The organism is Frankia sp. R82, from assembly GCF_023716925.1.
Lineage (GTDB): Bacteria > Actinomycetota > Actinomycetes > Frankiales > Frankiaceae > Frankia.
The window spans coordinates 40875-57653 of sequence record NZ_JAMQQG010000019.1; the positions used below are offsets into that span (position 1 = coordinate 40875).

Genomic DNA, 16779 nt, shown 5'->3' on the forward strand with positions numbered 1-16779 from the left:
GCCCCGGAAGGGTTTAGGAAGAATCCGCCGAAGAAGCTGATCAAATTTGGTTTCGAGGCCATCCGCAGTAGGCGGCATCTAAATGAAACATTAGTTCAGCGTAGACCGGGGCGATAGATTTCCCTGCCCTCGCAGTGTTGCGCCGAGGTAGCCGAGATAGTAGGGCGATTACATGTTTGTTCTAGGAACCTGGCAGCAGGCGGATGGACAGCGCGGGTTCGACGTCCATCCGCTCGTCGATATTACAAGGCAGGAGTTCGATGCCTATCTCGAATCAATCGCCACTTATCGAGCAGTTACCGAGCGCCATACTTACCAGCTACTCCACCGCAACTGGAATCAGCTGACCTCTATGCACCGCATGTATGCGAATATCGAGCGAGTCGGGGGAACATTTCGCACTGTAGATAAGCGGGTGATTTCAGTAGGCTTTATGAGCCTGGTCACGAACTGGCTAACCGCAACCCGCCTATACCTGGAGGCAAATCGCGACTCGATTTCCCAGCGCTTCGGCGAGGCGAGCGACGAGTTCCGCCGGTACAAGGCGGCGACCAATGGGGTCTTTGATTCGAACGTGGGCTATCGTTTTCTATACAATCTACGCGATTACGCACAGCATTGCGGTCCGCCGCTGGGCGGTCTCGTTGTCGCCGCGAATGCCGACGGCTCGCGATCGCTCCAACTCTATCTAAGCCGGTCCGATCTTCTCCTCGCGAAATTCAACTGGAGCAAACACGCGCGCAAGCTTCTGGATGGTTGGCCGGACAAGATTTTTCTCCTTCCCCTAATAGAGGAAGCGATGTCCGGGTATCGCAAGATCGAGAACGAGGTCCTCGCGCTCCTGTTGGAGTACTGCGGAACGGCAATCCCGCGACTACGGGAAGGAATCGGCCGGGTCGGGGTCGCAGAAGGACATCCAGCGGTCTTTCAGATACAGCGCGAAGTGCCGCGCGAAGAAAGTGGCCAATTCGCATTTCAATCCTTTCCAACAATCTCGATGATCGATGTCGTCGAAGACGCTCTGAGTAAACAAGATCCGATCTCCGTGTTGCGTACAGATCGAACGCAAGAAGGTGAACCTCGTACGGAGCCGGGGATGCTCCATAGCGACGACCAAGCCGCAGCGGTCGTAGGAACATGGCTTACTTATGGGTCGGGACCGGAGTTGAGTGGAACCATTGATCGAATCTTGCGTGAAGATCGGGACGTGACGCCACTAGTCAGCGGGCTTGTAAATATGAGCGTCTTTCTGTTGGAGATGCTCGCGCAGTCCCTCGGCGCCTCGAAGGAGGACCTGCTCGGCACTTTCGTTTCCGATCGGCATCGCCGTGACGGGCGCTGATTTTGCCTGCACGGTCGAGCCCTGGCAGCAAGAGACAATTCGTGCAGGGTATGTAACCGCTGTTGAAGGTCAACTGACCACCCGATCGACTGCCCCGGCGAGACAATTTTCTCAGTTGATGCTCGGAGGTCCGTTCACGTGAAGGAACGATACGGCAGCATCGTGGATGTTCATCTCATCCTGCGTCGTGAGGGAAGGATCTTGCTTGCGAAGCGTATCAATACCGGCTTTGCCGCTAGCTGGACCGATCCGTCTCTCGATAGAACGCGACCTGCGACGATGTTTTGCTGGCACTGTCAGGCACGCATCGCTGGCGCCTCGGTACCTTCATATCAGGCCAGAATTCCCGTAACGAGTGCTGATCGGCCTGCAAAGTCCCAGCCTGGATCAACAGGCAGTCCATACATACATTAAAGCTAACCGGAGCGCCGTTGCTCAAGAATAGCCTTAGCCGAGTAGTAATCTTCTTGTGTTCTGGCCTCCGCTTGCTCGGCTTCCCTGCTCGCCATCCGAGCGGCATCCGCCCTCGTTTGGCTGACCGCAATCTCGGCGCGGAGCGCCTCGATCATTTGCTCAATTTGCCCGATTTCTCTCGTCAGCCTCAGCTCATCCTCGGCGACACCGCCCGTTTCTGAGCCTCTTCCGACAAGTCGGAGTATACCTTTCTGTCTCAATCTTAGAGATTCCAGCTGCGCGGAAGCGGCCGCGTGTCGACTGATGGCGTCTTCAGCCTCCCGTCTACGTACTGCCGCCTCCATCTGTGCTTGCTCTGCCATCTTGCGTGCGTCCGATGCACGCATTTCTGCCTCAGCCAGCCTGCTTTTGTATTGGCGCTCAGACTCTTCGGCCTCAAGAAGCGTTGAATCACTGACATGAACCTGTAGAAAATCGCGCCCCTGGCGGAGAAGTGTCCGACTGTTCATTATATGAAACTTGACGCCCGCGACGTCCGACATCTCTTCTTTAAGCTCAGATCGCGGGCCGATGGTAAATCCCTGATGGCGAGTTATCCAGTCTTCCTTAACGTCGTTCGTAACCAGGATTACAGGCAGCTTTCGCTTTTTTGCCTCGTCAAGGATCTCTTTCCATAGGAGGTAGTCTCCAGATGCTCGTTCGCCATCTTTCCCGCCGTCAAAGTCCTTGTACCCCGGGGGAATTCTCGACTTGGCGCGTCGCGCCGCCTCCTGAACGGCAGCAGCTATACTATCTGCCGATGGCCGGAGCCCTATGTGTCCATCGAAAAGTCTCTCTAGTACGTCAAGCACCGGGTCGCCAGACGTAGCTTCCGGCAATCTGAGATCGTATTCACTTTGAATGGTTCGAAAGTGAGCGTCGATCGATGAATAAGCCTGACCTAACGTCGCCAGTAGACGTTCTACATCTTCGCTATCCACGCCGAATCGGCGTCCGAATTCGCCAACGCACGAGACTGCCCCCTCGTGCGTCTTGGCCAGCCTTGCGATGTACCCCTCCGGCTCCCTCATTCTCTCACCGATGACAGGCATCCGATTTTGATGAAATTCTAATGCAACTTGATAAGGAATCCACAGACGATCCCCGAACAGCTCCAATAGACCAAGAAGCTCCCCGCGGGCTTCTTTGGTGTATCGATAAAGATCCAAGAGGACATTAGTATCAAGTACAACGAGTCCAGATTGGAGTATTTCTGCCTGCTCAACGGTCGACAACTGATAGAAGCCAGGGAACAAGCTTCGAAAGCTTCCGCCGATCGGTTCGGCTGGTTTGGCGGGATCCATGTCGCTATGGTAGACCCGACCTGCACGCACAAGCTATCGGGCGTCGGCGAAAAATCTGTTGATCAACATGAAAGGCTTGCCGACCTGCAGCGACGCGCCCCTGCGCAGACAGCGGACTGGCAGCCAGCCGATGGCTCGTGCGGCAGTCTGATCGTTGCCGGCCTCAGTGCATCTCGATCTACCCGACCTTAGGCGCTCGTGGCCTCGGTCAATGCTCGGTATCCTATTGCTGCCGACTGATGGAGCGAGTTCGCTTACCAGCTTCCCCCTACGCGCCGCCCCATGGTTGAAATTTGGAGGTTCACCAACATGAAGGAACGGTACGGCAGCATCGTCGATGTTCATCTCGTCCTTCGACGGGAAGGCAAGGTCTTGCTGGCGAAACGACTGAATACCGGTTTTGGTGACGGGTGTTTTAATCTGCCGAGCGGACACCTGGAACGAGGTGAGTCGGTCATCGACGGCGTAATCCGGGAGGCGAAGGAGGAGATCGGTATTGTAGTGGAGCCGGCGGCGCTAAGGTTCCTGCACGTCATGCACCATCGTGGCGGCTCTGGTGACGCGAGGATCGGTTTCTTCTTCGAGGCCGAGAGGTGGGAGGGTGAGCCGACAAACCTGGAGCCGGACAAGTGCGGCGGCCTGGTGTGGGCGGATCCGGATACGCTTCCAGAAAACACAGTGTCCTATCCGGCGGCGGGTATCGCGCAGTGTCAGAGTGGCGCGCCGTTCTCGGTGGATGGTTGGGACCGCTGAGGGCCACGGGTGCGACGTAGGTCGCGAAGTTGGCCGAGCGCGGTCGCGAGTTCGTGGTTGAGCCGGGCGTTCTCGGTGGTGAGGCGGCTGATCCGGTTGCGGAGGGCACGGACGACGTGCTCGTGTGATTCGGCGGAAATGCGATGTCCGGCGGGCCGTGCAGACCGCGTGCTGCTCTGGTCACGGCCGGCCGCGATTCCGCGGAGCCGGGCGAGGAGAGCCTGCTGAGCTGGGTCGTAGAGGAAGGTGCGGGAGACATTGGCTTTGGCGGCGACGGCCGCGACGCTGACAGGGTCGGCGGTGTGTTCGAGGTCGTCGAGGATGGCGTGGACGCGGGCGGTGCAGGCGAGGCTGCGTTGCTGGGCTGCGGCGGCGAGATGGTGGCTGTTGTCAGCAAGCATCGGCCGCGGTGTCCAGGACGAGGGCGGGGCCGGTGCGCCTGTCTGCGTGGTGGTTCTCCTCGGTGCGGATGCGGGTGATGAGGTGGGAGACGGCGTCGGCGAGGCGGGCGTTCTTCTCGGCGACGCGGGTCCGGCCGGTTCTCTCGGCGTCGGCTTGGAGCTGGCGGGTGCGGGCGAGGGTGTCTTCGTGGATGGGGAGCAGGTCGGGGGTGGCCTGGAAGTCGGGGCAGGTGTAGCAGCCGTCGGCAGCGTTCTTCGGGCAGGCACGGGCGAGGTGCCGACCGCACCAACCGCCGGCGACGGCGTGGAGCCGGCGGCCAATCTGTTCGGCGAGCCACTCCACTCCACCCAGATCGGCGTCCGGTCGAATGCGGACGGCCTCGCCTTTCCGGTTGAAGCGGACCTCGTATTTCTCCTCGTACTCGCGGCGCAGGGTGTCGTCGGCGATGCGGGAGTAGTGCTCCTGCATGGACCAGGAGGTGTGGCCGAGGACCTCGCGGATAGTACGGCCAGACACGCCGGCGTTCGCCATCCGGGTGCCGAGGGTGTGGCGGAACTGGTGCCAGTTTACGGTGGCACGCCGGCCGTGGGCGTCGGCGAGCTGGATGCAGTCCAGCCAGGCGTCAAACCGCTTCGTCAGGGTGGTGTAGGAGACGAAGTAGAACCCGTCGGGGTTCTGGTTGATCCCGGGAAACAGCCACCCGCACCGGTCCCCGAACCGAGCGTGGACCCGTTGGACCTGGCCGTGGACGGCGTCGACGACCGTGGCGGAGGCGGGGATCGCCCGGTAGCTCTTGTCCTTGCTCTTGTAGTGCACCAGCGCCCACCGGCCGGACGGCAGCTTCCGCAGGCAGTCAGTCTTCAGAGTGAGCGCCTCGCCGATGCGCAGTCCTTCGTCGCGGCAGATGAGGACCATCGTGCGGGTTTCGGGATCGAGCAGGGCCAGGTTCTCCTCGGCTTCGATCTGCGCCATGAGGTACTCGTCGATGAAATTCGCGTTCAGCCCGGCGACGCGCGGCAGGTCGTCGACGTAGATGTGAGCGTCGTCGGGGAGCCGGGGCGTCCAGCCGTAGCGCCGCCACGCCTCCAGGAAGCCCTTCAGCTTGGACAGGTGCAGCTTGCGGGTGCGCGCGGCGAGGGTGCGGCCGTGGAACTTCCCCGGCCGCTGGTCGCGGGCGTCGACCAGCCAGCCGACATACTGCTCCAGCGTGGGCCTGTCGAGTACGGCTGGGTCGTGCTGCCGGTCGGCCCGGCAGTCGGCAAGAAACCGGGAGAGCCAGTGGAACGACGACAGCTGCCCGGCGACGCTACGCAGCTCTACCGTGGCCAGGCGCAGCCGGAAGTAGCGTTTGACCAGCTCCCGCAGCCACGGCTGCGAGATCCGGTCGAAGTGCAGCGGCGGCACGCCTCGGCGGGCTTCCAGGTCGAAGCCGAGCCGGTCGGGCCTCCAGACGTCCCTGTCCCATTCACGGCCAGGGTTGTGCAGGTCGTCGAGGGCGTCGAGGAGCATGCGGAACAGACCGCGGGCGACGCAGCCCCGTCGGATCTGGCCCTGCCAGTAAGCCAGGTCCCGGTCACGGACCGAGATGACGCCGGCAGCGGTGACCAGCCGGACCGCCTGGTTCCAGTCGCCGAGGGGAATGTGGCTGCGGCGGGTGTCGGTGCGGACTTGGAGCAGGTACTGGAACTCCAACCTGGCCAGGGGAGGCAGGCCGCGCAGGGTGTAGCCGGGGTAGCGCAGTGCCTCGACCGCGGCCGGCAGCTCGGCCAGCGGTGGCCGGCCCAGCCTGGTCCACCGGTAACGGTGGCCGTCACACAGGCCGTCCTGGCTCGTCGGGAAGCCGCAGCCGGGGTAGCCACATGGTTCGGCCGTCGGCCGCGGGATGACCGGCGGGTTGCCAGCTACATAGTCGACGGTGGTGACCCCTGCGGTGATCGTCGGTGTGCTGTGGCGGCGGTGTTCGTCGCACAGCCCCCATCCGCCCTGCGAGTGCGGACAGCCCGCGACGGGGCAGGGACGAACTGGCCCGGCCCAGCCGACGTCCACGTTGGCCGGGTCAGCGACCCAGACCGTCAGATCCGGGCGGCCGGCTGTTTCCCAGGCGTGGCAGTGCAGGGGACACAGACCGTGCGCGTGCGTCCCGCCCGGACATCCTTCGATCACGCAGACCTTCGGGGTCAGGAAGTGACCGGCCGGCGGCATGAACCGGTGGACCTGGAACTCCGGCCGCAGCACCGCCAGGATCGCCGCCACCCGAGGGTCCGCGGGTTCCCGGAGGGCGAGGACTGCCGCAGGCGGGCTCATCGGGCTGTCTCCGTGGTGTCCCAGAAGCCGACTCGGACGAGCTCGTCGGCCATGTCGTCAGCGTCTACGTGCACGTAGGTGTCGGCGGTGGTCCGCGCCGAGCGGTGGGTAAGTAGTTCGGCAACCATCTCCAGTCGGACCCCGGCGCGCAGCAGCGCCGTGGCGTGGGTGTGGCGGAATAGGTGCGGGTGGAAGTCGACCCCGGTGCGGCAGCGGAGCCGTTTGACCAGGCTCATCACACCCCAGTAGGTCATCGGCGCCCCGACCGGTCCGTCCCACAGGTTCACGAACACGTAGTCCGACTCCAGCTCGCCGTACTCGGCGAACAGGTAGTCCACGTAGAGATCGCACAGGGAACGGCGGACCGGGATCTCTTTGGGCTCCCGGTTCTTCCCCCGCGCCCGGTTCACGTTGTCCTCTCGCGGCAGCAGGACGATCGACCGCCGATCAGTGTCGATGTCCTCGTGGCGCAGGCCCAGCGCCTGTCCTATCCGACAGCCGGTCTCGAACATCAGCGCCATCAGGAACCGGTCGCGCAGCCGCACGCAGCCGTCCAGAACAGTCTGCACCTGTCCGTCGGTCAACGTCGCCGGACGACGTTTGACCGTCTTCAGCTTCGTCGGGCGAACCGCCGAGGTGCTCGGAGCGATACCGGCCAGGAAGCTGCGATCCTCACCCCCGACCCGGCGGCGCACCACTACCAACTGGGCGGCGACCTCGACGCCGCGCCGGGCCAGAAACTCGTAGAACATGTAGACGCTGTCGAGCGCCCGGTTGACCGTCGTCGCCTCCCGGACCGGGAACACCGAATCTGCGGCCACCAATCTGCCCGCATCGACCGGCCGCCGCAGCCAGCCGGCGAACTGGTCAACGTGCTCCGCGGACGCGGCCGACAGTTCGACGTGGACAGCCGCAAGAAACCGCAGCCACAGCACCAGATCGTGCGCGCGGGCCCGGATCGTGTTCGGGGAGTACTCCCGGTCCGTGCACATCGCCAGGAAGTCATCCACCGGCTCGACCACGTGGCCGTCATCGCCGACGACCGTGTATGTCTCCCGCCGGGCACCGCACCCGACCACTCGCCGAACCCGCACCCACCGGTCTCCCGTCGCTCCCCGTCGTGAACAGTGGTCAGCAACGTACTGTCAGCTACGGAGCAGAAGGGGTGCGGAGTCGCACGTGGCGGGCGTGTCTGACAGTGGCCCGTCAGGTCCAAATAGTCGCGGACGGCCAGTACAACGTTCCGGAGGTTCTCTAGGCTTCGCTTTGTTGTCGGTTCGAGAGCCTCCGGGAGATCGTGATGGAGAACAGCGCGTCCTGGATAGTTGAATTCTATGACCTTACAGCCAAGCTTCCTCAGGCTGAGGTTGACGGGATCGGCGGGCTGGGTGATATACACGAGCGGGCGGCGCGTAACGGCGCGCGGCATGGCACGCCGCTTATCATGAAAACGTCCGGGATGGCCGATGCCCGGCTTAACCTGTTCTTCCGCACCGGTCCGATGGCCGCGGCGCAGCCGTCGACATGGCGGCGGTACGCCTACTCGCTGGTGGTCTGGCTGAATTTCCTGGAGGTGTTCGGGCGGCAATGGGACGCGGCGACTGCGGGCGATGTGGAGGGGTTCAAGGACTGGCGGGTGACCGACCGGGCGAACGACGGCCGGGTCGCGCCGGCGAGTTTCGACGCGGACCGGGCGGCGCTGAACTGCTTCTACTCGTGGGCGGCGGTGCGCTACGGCGTGGCCAACCCGGTTCCCTCCGGCCGGTGGGCGCGTGCCGGCCGGCCAGGTGACGATGTCGATGGCCGGCGTGGGTCTCGGGACCCGCTGCGTCCGGCCGGGGCGACACGGCGGCAGGTGAAGTGGCTGTTGCGGTCGGCGTTCGAGCAGTGGCGGGACATCGGCCTGCGTGGCTACGGCTTCGACGGCGTCCGTCGGTCGAATTGGTGCGGCCCGTATGAGGATCGGGATGCCGCGTTCGTCGACGGGCTGTATGGGACGGGGCTGCGGCTGACCGAGTGGGCGAGCATCCTCGACGTGGAGCTTCCCGGCGAGGGCGAGGATCGTTTTCCTCGGGCGTGGCTGGCGGCGGCGTGTGCGAAGGGTGGCCGGCACGGGCGGGTCTACCGGATACCGCGTCGGGTGCTGACGGCGGTGCGCGGTTACGTGGACCCTCAGGAAGGCTCACGGGGCGAGAGGGTCCGCTGGGCGCAGCACGCCGGCCGCTACGAACAGCTGACCGTCCGGCGGATCGTCACCGGCTACAACGCCCGCTCCCGCATCCTCACGCTGGAGGGTGTGGATGGGCCGGTCCGTATGTCGGTGGACGTGCTGAGCCCGCATGAGCGCCGCGGTCTGTTCCGCCGGACGGATGATGGTCTGGAACCGCTGGCTGTGTGGCTGGGACGCGATGGGCTGCCGAAACATGCGCACGGCTGGGAGGACACCTTCACCGCCGCAAACCGCCGTGTTGCAGGGGCGTGGACGGCTGCGGGCCGGGTGGGGCATGTGCCGTTGTGGTGCACGCCGCATATGTGCCGGCACAGCTTCGCACTGAAATGGTTCTCTATCCTGTCGATGGTATGGGACAACCGATTGGCGGGTTTCACTGCCGAGGAGCTGAAGGACTACCGGGCCCAATTCGGCGATATCTGGTATCAGCTCGCCGGCCTTCTTGGGCATGCCGATCCGTCGACGACCCGCGACCATTATCTGGAACCGTTCACCCGTCTGGACGTCGACTATCTGATGGCTCTGCTGGACGGCGAGGAGCAGACCGCCGTCGAGGTGCTGCTGCGCGCGGTGGCCGTCGACAGCGGCCGTGTGCTCACGGGGATGGACCTGACCAGCCCGGCGGGCGCCGGGTGACCGCCGGCGTGGGTGGCCGGCGTGCGACGCAGCCGGCGGCGGGTTGGCGGCCACCGCAGCGGCTGGCGGCGGACGGGGGCGGCCTGCGGGTGCGGTTCGTTGAGGAGTCCGGCCAGCGGGAGCGGACGTTCGATTTCGCCGGTCTGCCCGTCGAGCGAGACGTGCAGCTCTGGCTGGTCCGGGTGTTCGTCCGCCGGGCCGGTCCGCGGTCGGCGACGAAACGGATGAGCACCGCCGTGGGACACTTCGACATCCTGCGAGGCTTCGCCGCGTCGCTCGCCACGGCGTCGCCGCCCCCGCGCGGCCCGGCCAATCTGCGGCCCGCGCACCTCACCGGGTTTCTCCTGCGCTACCGTGGTCAGCCCAGCGAGCGGGAGTATCTCAAGCGGCTGCGGGTGCTGCTGCGGGACGATCCGGAGCTGCCGGAGCCCACGCGGAGCGCGCTGGTGTCCGCGCGGCTCGCGCCAGCGGCGCCGGTGAGCCCAGTTGTCGGCTACGGCGACACGGAATGGCAGCAGATCATGACCGTGGTGCGGCAGGATGTGCGGCTGGCCCGGGACCGCATCCGGGCCGGCCGCCGGCTGCTCGATCGTTTCCGCGCCGGTGGCCTGCCCTCCGATAGCCCGGAGGCCGGGCTGGGGGTGTTGTTGGATGTCTTCGATCGCACCGGTGATTTTCCTCGGGTCGGCTCGGGCGTGCATTCCCGGGCTGTCCAGAAGGCCGGTGGCATGACCGGCCTCGGCAGGCGGCTGTGCCTGTCCAGCGATGAGGCGGTCGCGTTCTGCCTGCTGCTGGTCGCGTTGACCGGGGAGAACTTCGGCACGGTCGCCGCGTGGCCGGCGGCACACCACCGGCCGGACGGCGGCGACGGCGACACCAGTGTTGCTCTGGTCGAGGAGGTCAAGCCGCGGCGCGGGCCTGACCGGGAGCACATGGTCATCGCGTTGGAGGACCTGCCCGCCGGCGTGCCCGCAGTGCTGGAGGCAGCCGGTGAGGAGACACGACTGTTCCGCTCTCCGCTGCGGGTCTACCAGCTGCTGGTGGAACTGACCGAGCTCTCCCGCCGGCACGGCGGCCACACCCTGGCATTCAGCACCTTCGTGCCCCGGCCCGGCCCGCTCGGCTCCCGCTGGACCGAAGGGGTCAACGCCACGGACCTGCTGTGGTGGGCCCGGCGCCGCGGCTTCCCGGCCGCCGCCGAGGCGGGTCCGGATACGAAGCCGGCGGTGCATGTCGGACGCCTGCGCCAGACTGTGATCGAACGCCGCCGGCAGCCGATCGCCCATACCCGGCAGACCATGAACGACCACTATCTGCGGCGCAGCCGCACGGTCCAGGACGACAGCCGCATGGTGGTCGGTGCCGCGCTGCGCGAGCAGGTCGACAGCGCGCGGGCAGCCCAGGGCATGCCGGTGCTCACCGTGGCCTTCCTGGACCATGCCCGCCGCGATCCGGCCGCCGCGGCGGCTACGGCCGGGATGGAGCCGGACACCCTTCGCCGCCTGATCTCCGGGGTGCAGGACACCGCTCTTGCCTCCTGCACCGACCATCGCAACGGCCCGCACGCCGCAGCGGGGCAGCCGTGCCCGGTGTCGTTCCTGGACTGTTTGGACTGCTCGAACGCCCGCGCGCTGCCGCATCAGCTCGGCGTGCAGATGCTGGCCGCCGAGCGGCTGCGCGGGCTGCGGCCGAACCTCACCCTGGCTGTCTGGGAGGCGCACCTGCGTCGACGTCTCGACCAGCTGGAGGAGATCCTGAACCACTACACTGCGGCCGAACGCGACCAAGCGCGCGCCGCGGTGACTGCCCGCCAGCAGCAGCTCGTGGACGACCTGCTCGACGGCCGCTGGGACCTACGATGACCACCGCGGCGCAGGCGCATACCGAGGATGCCGCCGGCTGGCCGGACGACGACACGACCGTGCTGGCAAGCCGGCCGCTGCGCCCCGGCACCGACGACACGCTGCTGTCCCGCTTCGGTGACATGATCTGGCAGCTGAGCCCGGCGCATCCCGACGCGCACGTCACCGTCACCGCGCTGGACTGGCGGCGCTACCCGGCGCGGCTGGTCCGGCCGTTCAAATCGTTCTTCCACGCGGCGCTGGAACAGCCCTACCCGGCGTCGCCGACCGGGCAGCGGCCCGGTAAGCGGCCTAGCGTTGCCACGCTCAGCTACTGGTTTGTCGACGTGCTGGTCTTCGCCACCTGGCTCGACGAGCACGCCATCGGCGGCCTGAGCGAGGTCACCGCTGCCGACCTGGACGCCTACCGGTCCCACATCCTCGGGCTGGGCCGCAGCCCCGCCCGCCAAGCGGATCTCCTCGCGGCCGTCCGCACCCTCTGGCTCTACCGCGACCGTCTTCCGGCCGCATGCCAGCTCGAAGTCTGCCCGTGGGACGGACTCGCGGCCAAGGACCTGGTCCGCCTCCCACCCGCCGGCAGGGAGAACGCCACCCCCCGGATCGCCCCCGCGACGATGGACGCTCTGCTCGCCTGGGCGCTACGCATGGTCGAAATGCTTGGCCCGGACATCCGCGACGCCTGGCACGAGTTCCACGACCTCGACGCGGGCACCCACCCCTCCCAGCAGATCTACGACGGGCTGGGCATCCCCGACCGCCTGGATCTGTTCCTTCACCACGCCCGCAGACGCGGAAGCCCGCTGCCCGGACGGCACGACCCCGCCCGGGGCACCGCCGTCAATGGAGCTCACGTTCTGCGCCTGGTCGGGGTTCCCCCGGACAAACGCGCCGGGCTGCCCCCGCGGCAGCGGGCGCTGCTGGAAAACGCGGGCCTCCCGATCGCCGCCGACACCACCGTCGGTGGCATCACCGCACGGATCGACGGCGTCCCCTGGCGGCCCGGACCGATCAGCATCCGCGAACTGCCCACCCTGGTGCGGCTGCTCTACGCCTCCGCCTTCACCGTCATCTGCTATCTATCGGGCATGCGCCCCGGTGAGGTCCTCACCCTGCCCCACGGCTGCTCCGGCAGCGACCCCCGCACCGGTGAGCTGCTGGTGCACGGCCGGCGCGGCAAGGGCTACGACCGCAGCCCCCTGACCCCCGGGCAGGCCGAACCCGACCGGCCCTGGGTCGTCGTCGCCCCGGTCCACACCGCCGTGCAGCTGCTGGAGACCCTCGCCAACTTCCCGTTCCTGTTCCCCGCCAGCCCGATCGCCGCCCACACCAGCCGGGCCAACACCACCCACGCCCGCTCCACCGCCGCCATCAACCAGGACCTGGAAGACCTCGTCACCTGGGTCAACACGACCTTCACCCACCCGGGCGGCACCCCACCGATCCCACCCGACCCGACCAAGCACCTCCACGCCACCCGCTTCCGACGCACACTCGCCCACACCATCGTCCGCCGCCCCCGCGGCCTCATCGCAGCCGCCCTGCAATACGGACACGTCCACACCAAGGTCACCCTGAACTACGCGGGCGCTGCGGACATCTCCTGGCTCGACGACCTCGCCATCGAACGCCTGGAAATGGTCATGGAACAGATGCAGACCGACGCCCGGCGCCTCGCCAACGGCGAACACGTCAGCGGACCCGCCGCCACCGAATACCGCGCCCGCGTCGCGAGGTTTCACGGCCGGGTCGTCAACCAGACTCGCAACGCCCGCCGGCTCCTCACCAACTCGGACCCCGACGTCCACCACGGCGACGGCCTGACCTGCGTCTACCGCGCCGAGACCGCCGAATGCCGCCGCATCCTCGCCGGGCAGGGGATCACCCCCGATGGGCCCCAGGAGTCCCACTGCCGTTCAACCTGCTCCAACCTCGCCTACACCGACCGCAGCATCGACCAGCTTCGCGCCCGGCTCGGCCTCTTGGGCGCCGCCATCGGCGACCCCCTGACACCGCAGCCACTCCGCGACCGCGCCCACGCACAGGCCCAAACCGCGAGAGCCACCATCGACCGGCACGTCTCATCCTCCCCCGATCGGGCAGACCAGGCAGGCCACTGATGACCCGACAACCCCGGAATCTGCTGGCGGAAAGATCTGCCATCGAGGCAGCGACCGCGCGTCTGCTTGCCGGAACCCCGGTGCGCTCTCGCTCCGGCAAACTCACCATCACCGAACTGATCGTCGAATCCGGCCTACGCCGCGACGTCGTCTACGCCGACCACTCCCACCTGGTCGAGGTCTTCCATACCCTGGTCAAGGTCCAGAACTCCGCACCCAGCACCATGCAGGACCTCGCCGACGAGAATGCCGACCTCACGCAGAAACTCGCAGCATCCAGAGCCGAGCTGGCCGAGGAACGCGCCTCCGCAGCGACCTTGCGCAGACTCATCGTCGAGCTGTCTCTGGAACTGAGCCAAGCGCACGACCAAGGACGTGATCAGAGGAACGTCGTCCGTCTCAGGTCACGCACAGACCCGCACCTCATCGGCCCCTGCTGACGAACCCCCTTCTCGACCCAACCAAATGTTGCGAGGAGACCTGTGCCGGAACGTTACCGCAGCATCGTTGACGTCTATGTCCTGCTCCGAAAAGACAGCAAGATCCTCCTCATGGAACGCGCCAACACCGGATACGCCGACGGCCAACTCTGCCCACCCAGCGGCCATCTCGAAGAGGGTGAGTCTGTTGTCGACGGTGCGGTGCGAGAGGCCGCGGAGGAGGTCGGAATTACACTCCATCCGGATGATCTTCAGTGTGTGCACGTCGTACATCACCGCAACCCGCAAGGTCAAGGGCGGATCGGTTTTTTCTTCTCCGTCGACCGTTGGGAGGGTGAACCGGAAAACCAGGAGCCCCACAAATGCGCTAACCTACTCTGGGTCGACCCTGATTACCTACCATCAAATACGGTTGAGTACACAGCTGCGGCCGTTGCTCAAATCCGAGCTGGCTGCACATTTTCGACTCACGGCTGGGAGGAAAGAGGGCATTTCCATGCCGTAGCAGGCCCAGTTCCGTAGCTGTCTGATGTAGCTCGGCACAGCTTGGAGCGAGTTTTTACGTGCTGCCTTTATTGATGAACGAGATCAGCCATCTCGCGACGTTAGCGAGTACCTGTTCGGCTTCCTCCTCCGAGAGTGAGGCCAAGGTCTTACCTCCCGGATTTGCGTGCTGGAAGCGGGACAGTTCCGGTGTTTGACTGAATGCGCTTGCGCGTACCAGGATGGGAACGACTCGGCAGCCACCACCCTCAGCGGCGGTGAGCAGAGCGGGTAGCTCCACACGGCGAATGAAGTCGGAGGCTAGAAAGTCGGCGCTGATCAGCAGTATCGCGAAGCGGGCGCGGTCCAGCGCATAAGTAATCTCATCTTCCCAGTTGGCGCCTATCTCGATACGTTTGTCCGACCAGACGTCTATAACACCCATACGTTCCAGGGGGTCGAGGTGCATTAGGAGGCGCTCCTGCCAACCCGTGTCTGCGTGGCTGTAGCAGACGAACGCGTGATCGCGGGGCGTCGGCAGTCGTTTACCTACCTCTGACATGAGCGTGTCCCGTCTCAGCTGGCGTAGATAGAAGAGGAGTTGTGGATCGTCTGCCATGACCCGATTACTGCGGGCGTCATAGAAGAAGTGCCGCGCCAGTAGGCTCTCAGGCGGATCTTGACCGGCAGTAGGACCGATTCTTTTCAAGGCCATCATGAGAGACAATGACTGCGTGCGCGCGTTGTCGAGAGCCACGACTCCGTCGTCAGTACGACCTATTTCGAGGAGCAGGTCGACGCAGGTCGCTTCGTTGGGTGCATCCATCGCCGCAAACTCGTACACGGCCGCTCTGTACTTTATTCTCAACTCATCAGCGACCTGCGCCCGCACGGCGTGCAGGTCCGTCTGCACGACAGTCTGCTCGGGCATCGTCTCCTCGACGCCTGCGAGTGCCGCTAGATGTGAACACAGCGACTGAGCAGTTATTAAGCTACCGGCCGAGGTCCGAATGATTTGTTTCTTATTCTTGAACGAGATATTGAGCGCGCCCTCGCCTTTAGCTATCAGCTCGCCGATCTGCTTGCGACTCGCCGGGCCAAGACGGAATACTCGGATGCGGTTTGCGACGTCGAAACTTGCACTGACCAGGGATGCCGCCGTTTCAGGGATGCCGATAATGACGAGCTTGCCGGAAGAATTTGGATCATCCGCGAGTCGCTTCAGATAGTCAACCAGTAGACGCTGAGTATCGTCCGGCAGGCGGTGGAAGTCGTCTATCACGATGATTCCGATGTGCCCGTCGAGTGGAAGTCGCTTGATAAGCCCGACGTCATCCGGCTTGCGGGCGGTGTAGGTCACGACCGGCCCGAGGCGCGCGGAGTCTTGGCTCACCGCCCAGTCTAGCAGCGTCGTTTTTCCGATTCCGGAAGGTCCCTCAACTACCACGCAAAGGCCGCGCTGTCGTAGAGCCAGGCGAAACGGGATGTACTCCTTGGGTGCGACGAAGGTTACCGAAGGTACGCCAACCGGCTGGAAGACATCCTCCAGCCGACTCGTCTGGCGTTCTCCGAACGGCGCTTCACGCCCTACCGGAAAGTCAGGTTCAGCAGCAGGCTTCCTCCTGTCCGATGGCGGCAGGGAATGAGGCTGTGGAAACTCTGGCGCCATCTTCGCTTTCGATCTTCCGGAAAGGGCCGCTGAGAGTCCGGAAAGCAGTCGATCTCTCGCTGCGGACTCGCTGAGTCCTGCTAGGTTAAGATAAACGAGACTGCTCAGCAGGCCCGGCGGAGGAGTATAAGTGTCATCGACCTTAACGGGGAGGATCCGTCGCCTGGAACCGTCGGGGTCGCTACTCCAGGCAGCTTGCCATTCACCCTCACTGAACACCGAGTCGGTGTAGGCGGCGGAGAGGATTACGAGCACCGTCCTGGAGAGGGAGATGCCCTGACTGAGCCGCGATTCCCACGAGCTGCCAGGGGTGAAGTCCCACGCCTGAATAAGTACCCTGTAGCCTGCCTCCTCAAGAGTCCAAGCGATCCACTCGGCCCATCCTCTGTCTGCGTCGGCGTAGGAAATAAAGAAGTCCTGTGCTGCGGCTTCCTCTCCAGCCTCTCGACCCATGCCGTTATTGTGCCACCCGCGTCCCCGGTTCCGTGGATCGGCACCGTCGGGTGCTAGACGAGATCCCCACCATGCGGGCAAGGGCTGTCTGGACGAGAGGGCGCCGGCGCTCCGCTGCCGCGGACGTGTCCGGTCGCGGTACCTGTTCCGAGCACCATCTGGAGACCAAAGACCTTGGGGCGGTCTGAAGTGGACGTAGGTGTCGGACGTGACGAGATGCTCGGTGAGCCGCTGTGGTGCGGCCGAGGCCGCTGATCCGGCTCGTGCTCAGGCATCCGGTATCGAGGACGACCGCCCATCGATGATCGGGTGACGCCTAAGGCGATCTTAC

12 protein-coding genes are annotated in these 16779 nt (G+C 65.0%); 7 read left to right on the plus strand and 5 right to left on the minus strand.

The genetic code is table 11. The features are described from left to right. The first annotated feature begins 172 nt into the window (after positions 1–172). Positions 173–1342, plus strand: coding sequence for a hypothetical protein (locus tag ND747_RS05455; protein WP_251732347.1), 1170 nt, complete (start codon positions 173–175; stop codon positions 1340–1342). 416 nt (positions 1343–1758) lie between these two features. On the opposite strand, the gene ND747_RS05460 is transcribed toward ND747_RS05455, so the two are convergent. Next, positions 1759–3099 carry a PIN domain-containing protein gene (locus ND747_RS05460; RefSeq protein WP_251732349.1) on the minus strand — a complete coding sequence of 447 codons (1341 nt, stop codon included), beginning with the start codon at positions 3097–3099 and terminating at the stop codon, positions 1759–1761. Positions 3100–3408: 309 nt separating this feature from the next. Here ND747_RS05460 and ND747_RS05465 point away from each other — a divergent pair, with 309 nt between their 5' ends. Beyond that, positions 3409–3852, plus strand: coding sequence for an NUDIX domain-containing protein (locus ND747_RS05465; RefSeq protein WP_251732351.1), 444 nt, complete (start codon positions 3409–3411; stop codon positions 3850–3852). Here the strand turns inward: ND747_RS05465 and ND747_RS05470 are convergent. The 3 genes from ND747_RS05470 to ND747_RS05480 are packed head-to-tail and all read right to left on the minus strand — an operon-like array spanning position 3810 to position 7652. Next, positions 3810–4253 (minus strand): hypothetical protein, encoded by a 444-nt coding sequence (locus ND747_RS05470; RefSeq protein WP_251732353.1) that lies wholly within the window; start codon positions 4251–4253, stop codon positions 3810–3812. The two genes, ND747_RS05465 and ND747_RS05470, sit on opposite strands and share 43 nt — an antisense overlap. Beyond that, positions 4243–6558: a site-specific integrase gene (locus ND747_RS05475; protein ID WP_251732355.1), complete on the minus strand. Its 2316-nt coding sequence runs from the start codon at positions 6556–6558 to the stop codon at positions 4243–4245. The genes ND747_RS05470 and ND747_RS05475 overlap by 11 nt, the downstream gene beginning before the upstream one ends. Continuing rightward, the gene (locus ND747_RS05480; RefSeq protein ID WP_251732357.1) at positions 6555–7652 is read right to left on the minus strand and encodes a tyrosine-type recombinase/integrase; all 1098 of its coding nucleotides are present in this window, start codon (positions 7650–7652) and stop codon (positions 6555–6557) included. Before ND747_RS05480 ends, ND747_RS05475 begins: the two co-directional genes overlap by 4 nt. Before the next feature lie 365 nt (positions 7653–8017). On the opposite strand from ND747_RS05480, the gene ND747_RS05485 reads away from it, so the two are divergent. The 5 genes from ND747_RS05485 to ND747_RS05505 are packed head-to-tail and all read left to right on the plus strand — an operon-like array spanning position 8018 to position 14365. Next, on the plus strand, positions 8018–9424 hold the full coding sequence (locus ND747_RS05485; protein ID WP_251732358.1) for an integrase: 1407 nt from the start codon (positions 8018–8020) through the stop codon (positions 9422–9424). Positions 9425–9432: 8 nt separating this feature from the next. Continuing rightward, positions 9433–11286: a hypothetical protein gene (locus ND747_RS05490; RefSeq protein WP_251732359.1), complete on the plus strand. Its 1854-nt coding sequence runs from the start codon at positions 9433–9435 to the stop codon at positions 11284–11286. Then, positions 11283–13403: an integrase gene (locus ND747_RS05495; RefSeq protein WP_251732360.1), complete on the plus strand. Its 2121-nt coding sequence runs from the start codon at positions 11283–11285 to the stop codon at positions 13401–13403. The genes ND747_RS05490 and ND747_RS05495 overlap by 4 nt, the downstream gene beginning before the upstream one ends. Next, positions 13403–13843, plus strand: coding sequence for a hypothetical protein (locus ND747_RS05500; protein WP_251732361.1), 441 nt, complete (start codon positions 13403–13405; stop codon positions 13841–13843). The genes ND747_RS05495 and ND747_RS05500 overlap by 1 nt, the downstream gene beginning before the upstream one ends. A 42-nt stretch (positions 13844–13885) precedes the next feature. Then, positions 13886–14365, plus strand: coding sequence for an NUDIX domain-containing protein (locus tag ND747_RS05505; RefSeq protein ID WP_251732362.1), 480 nt, complete (start codon positions 13886–13888; stop codon positions 14363–14365). A gap of 37 nt (positions 14366–14402) precedes the next feature. On the opposite strand, the gene ND747_RS05510 is transcribed toward ND747_RS05505, so the two are convergent. Next, positions 14403–16448 (minus strand): TIR domain-containing protein, encoded by a 2046-nt coding sequence (locus ND747_RS05510; protein WP_251732363.1) that lies wholly within the window; start codon positions 16446–16448, stop codon positions 14403–14405. Positions 16449–16779: the final 331 nt, after the last annotated feature.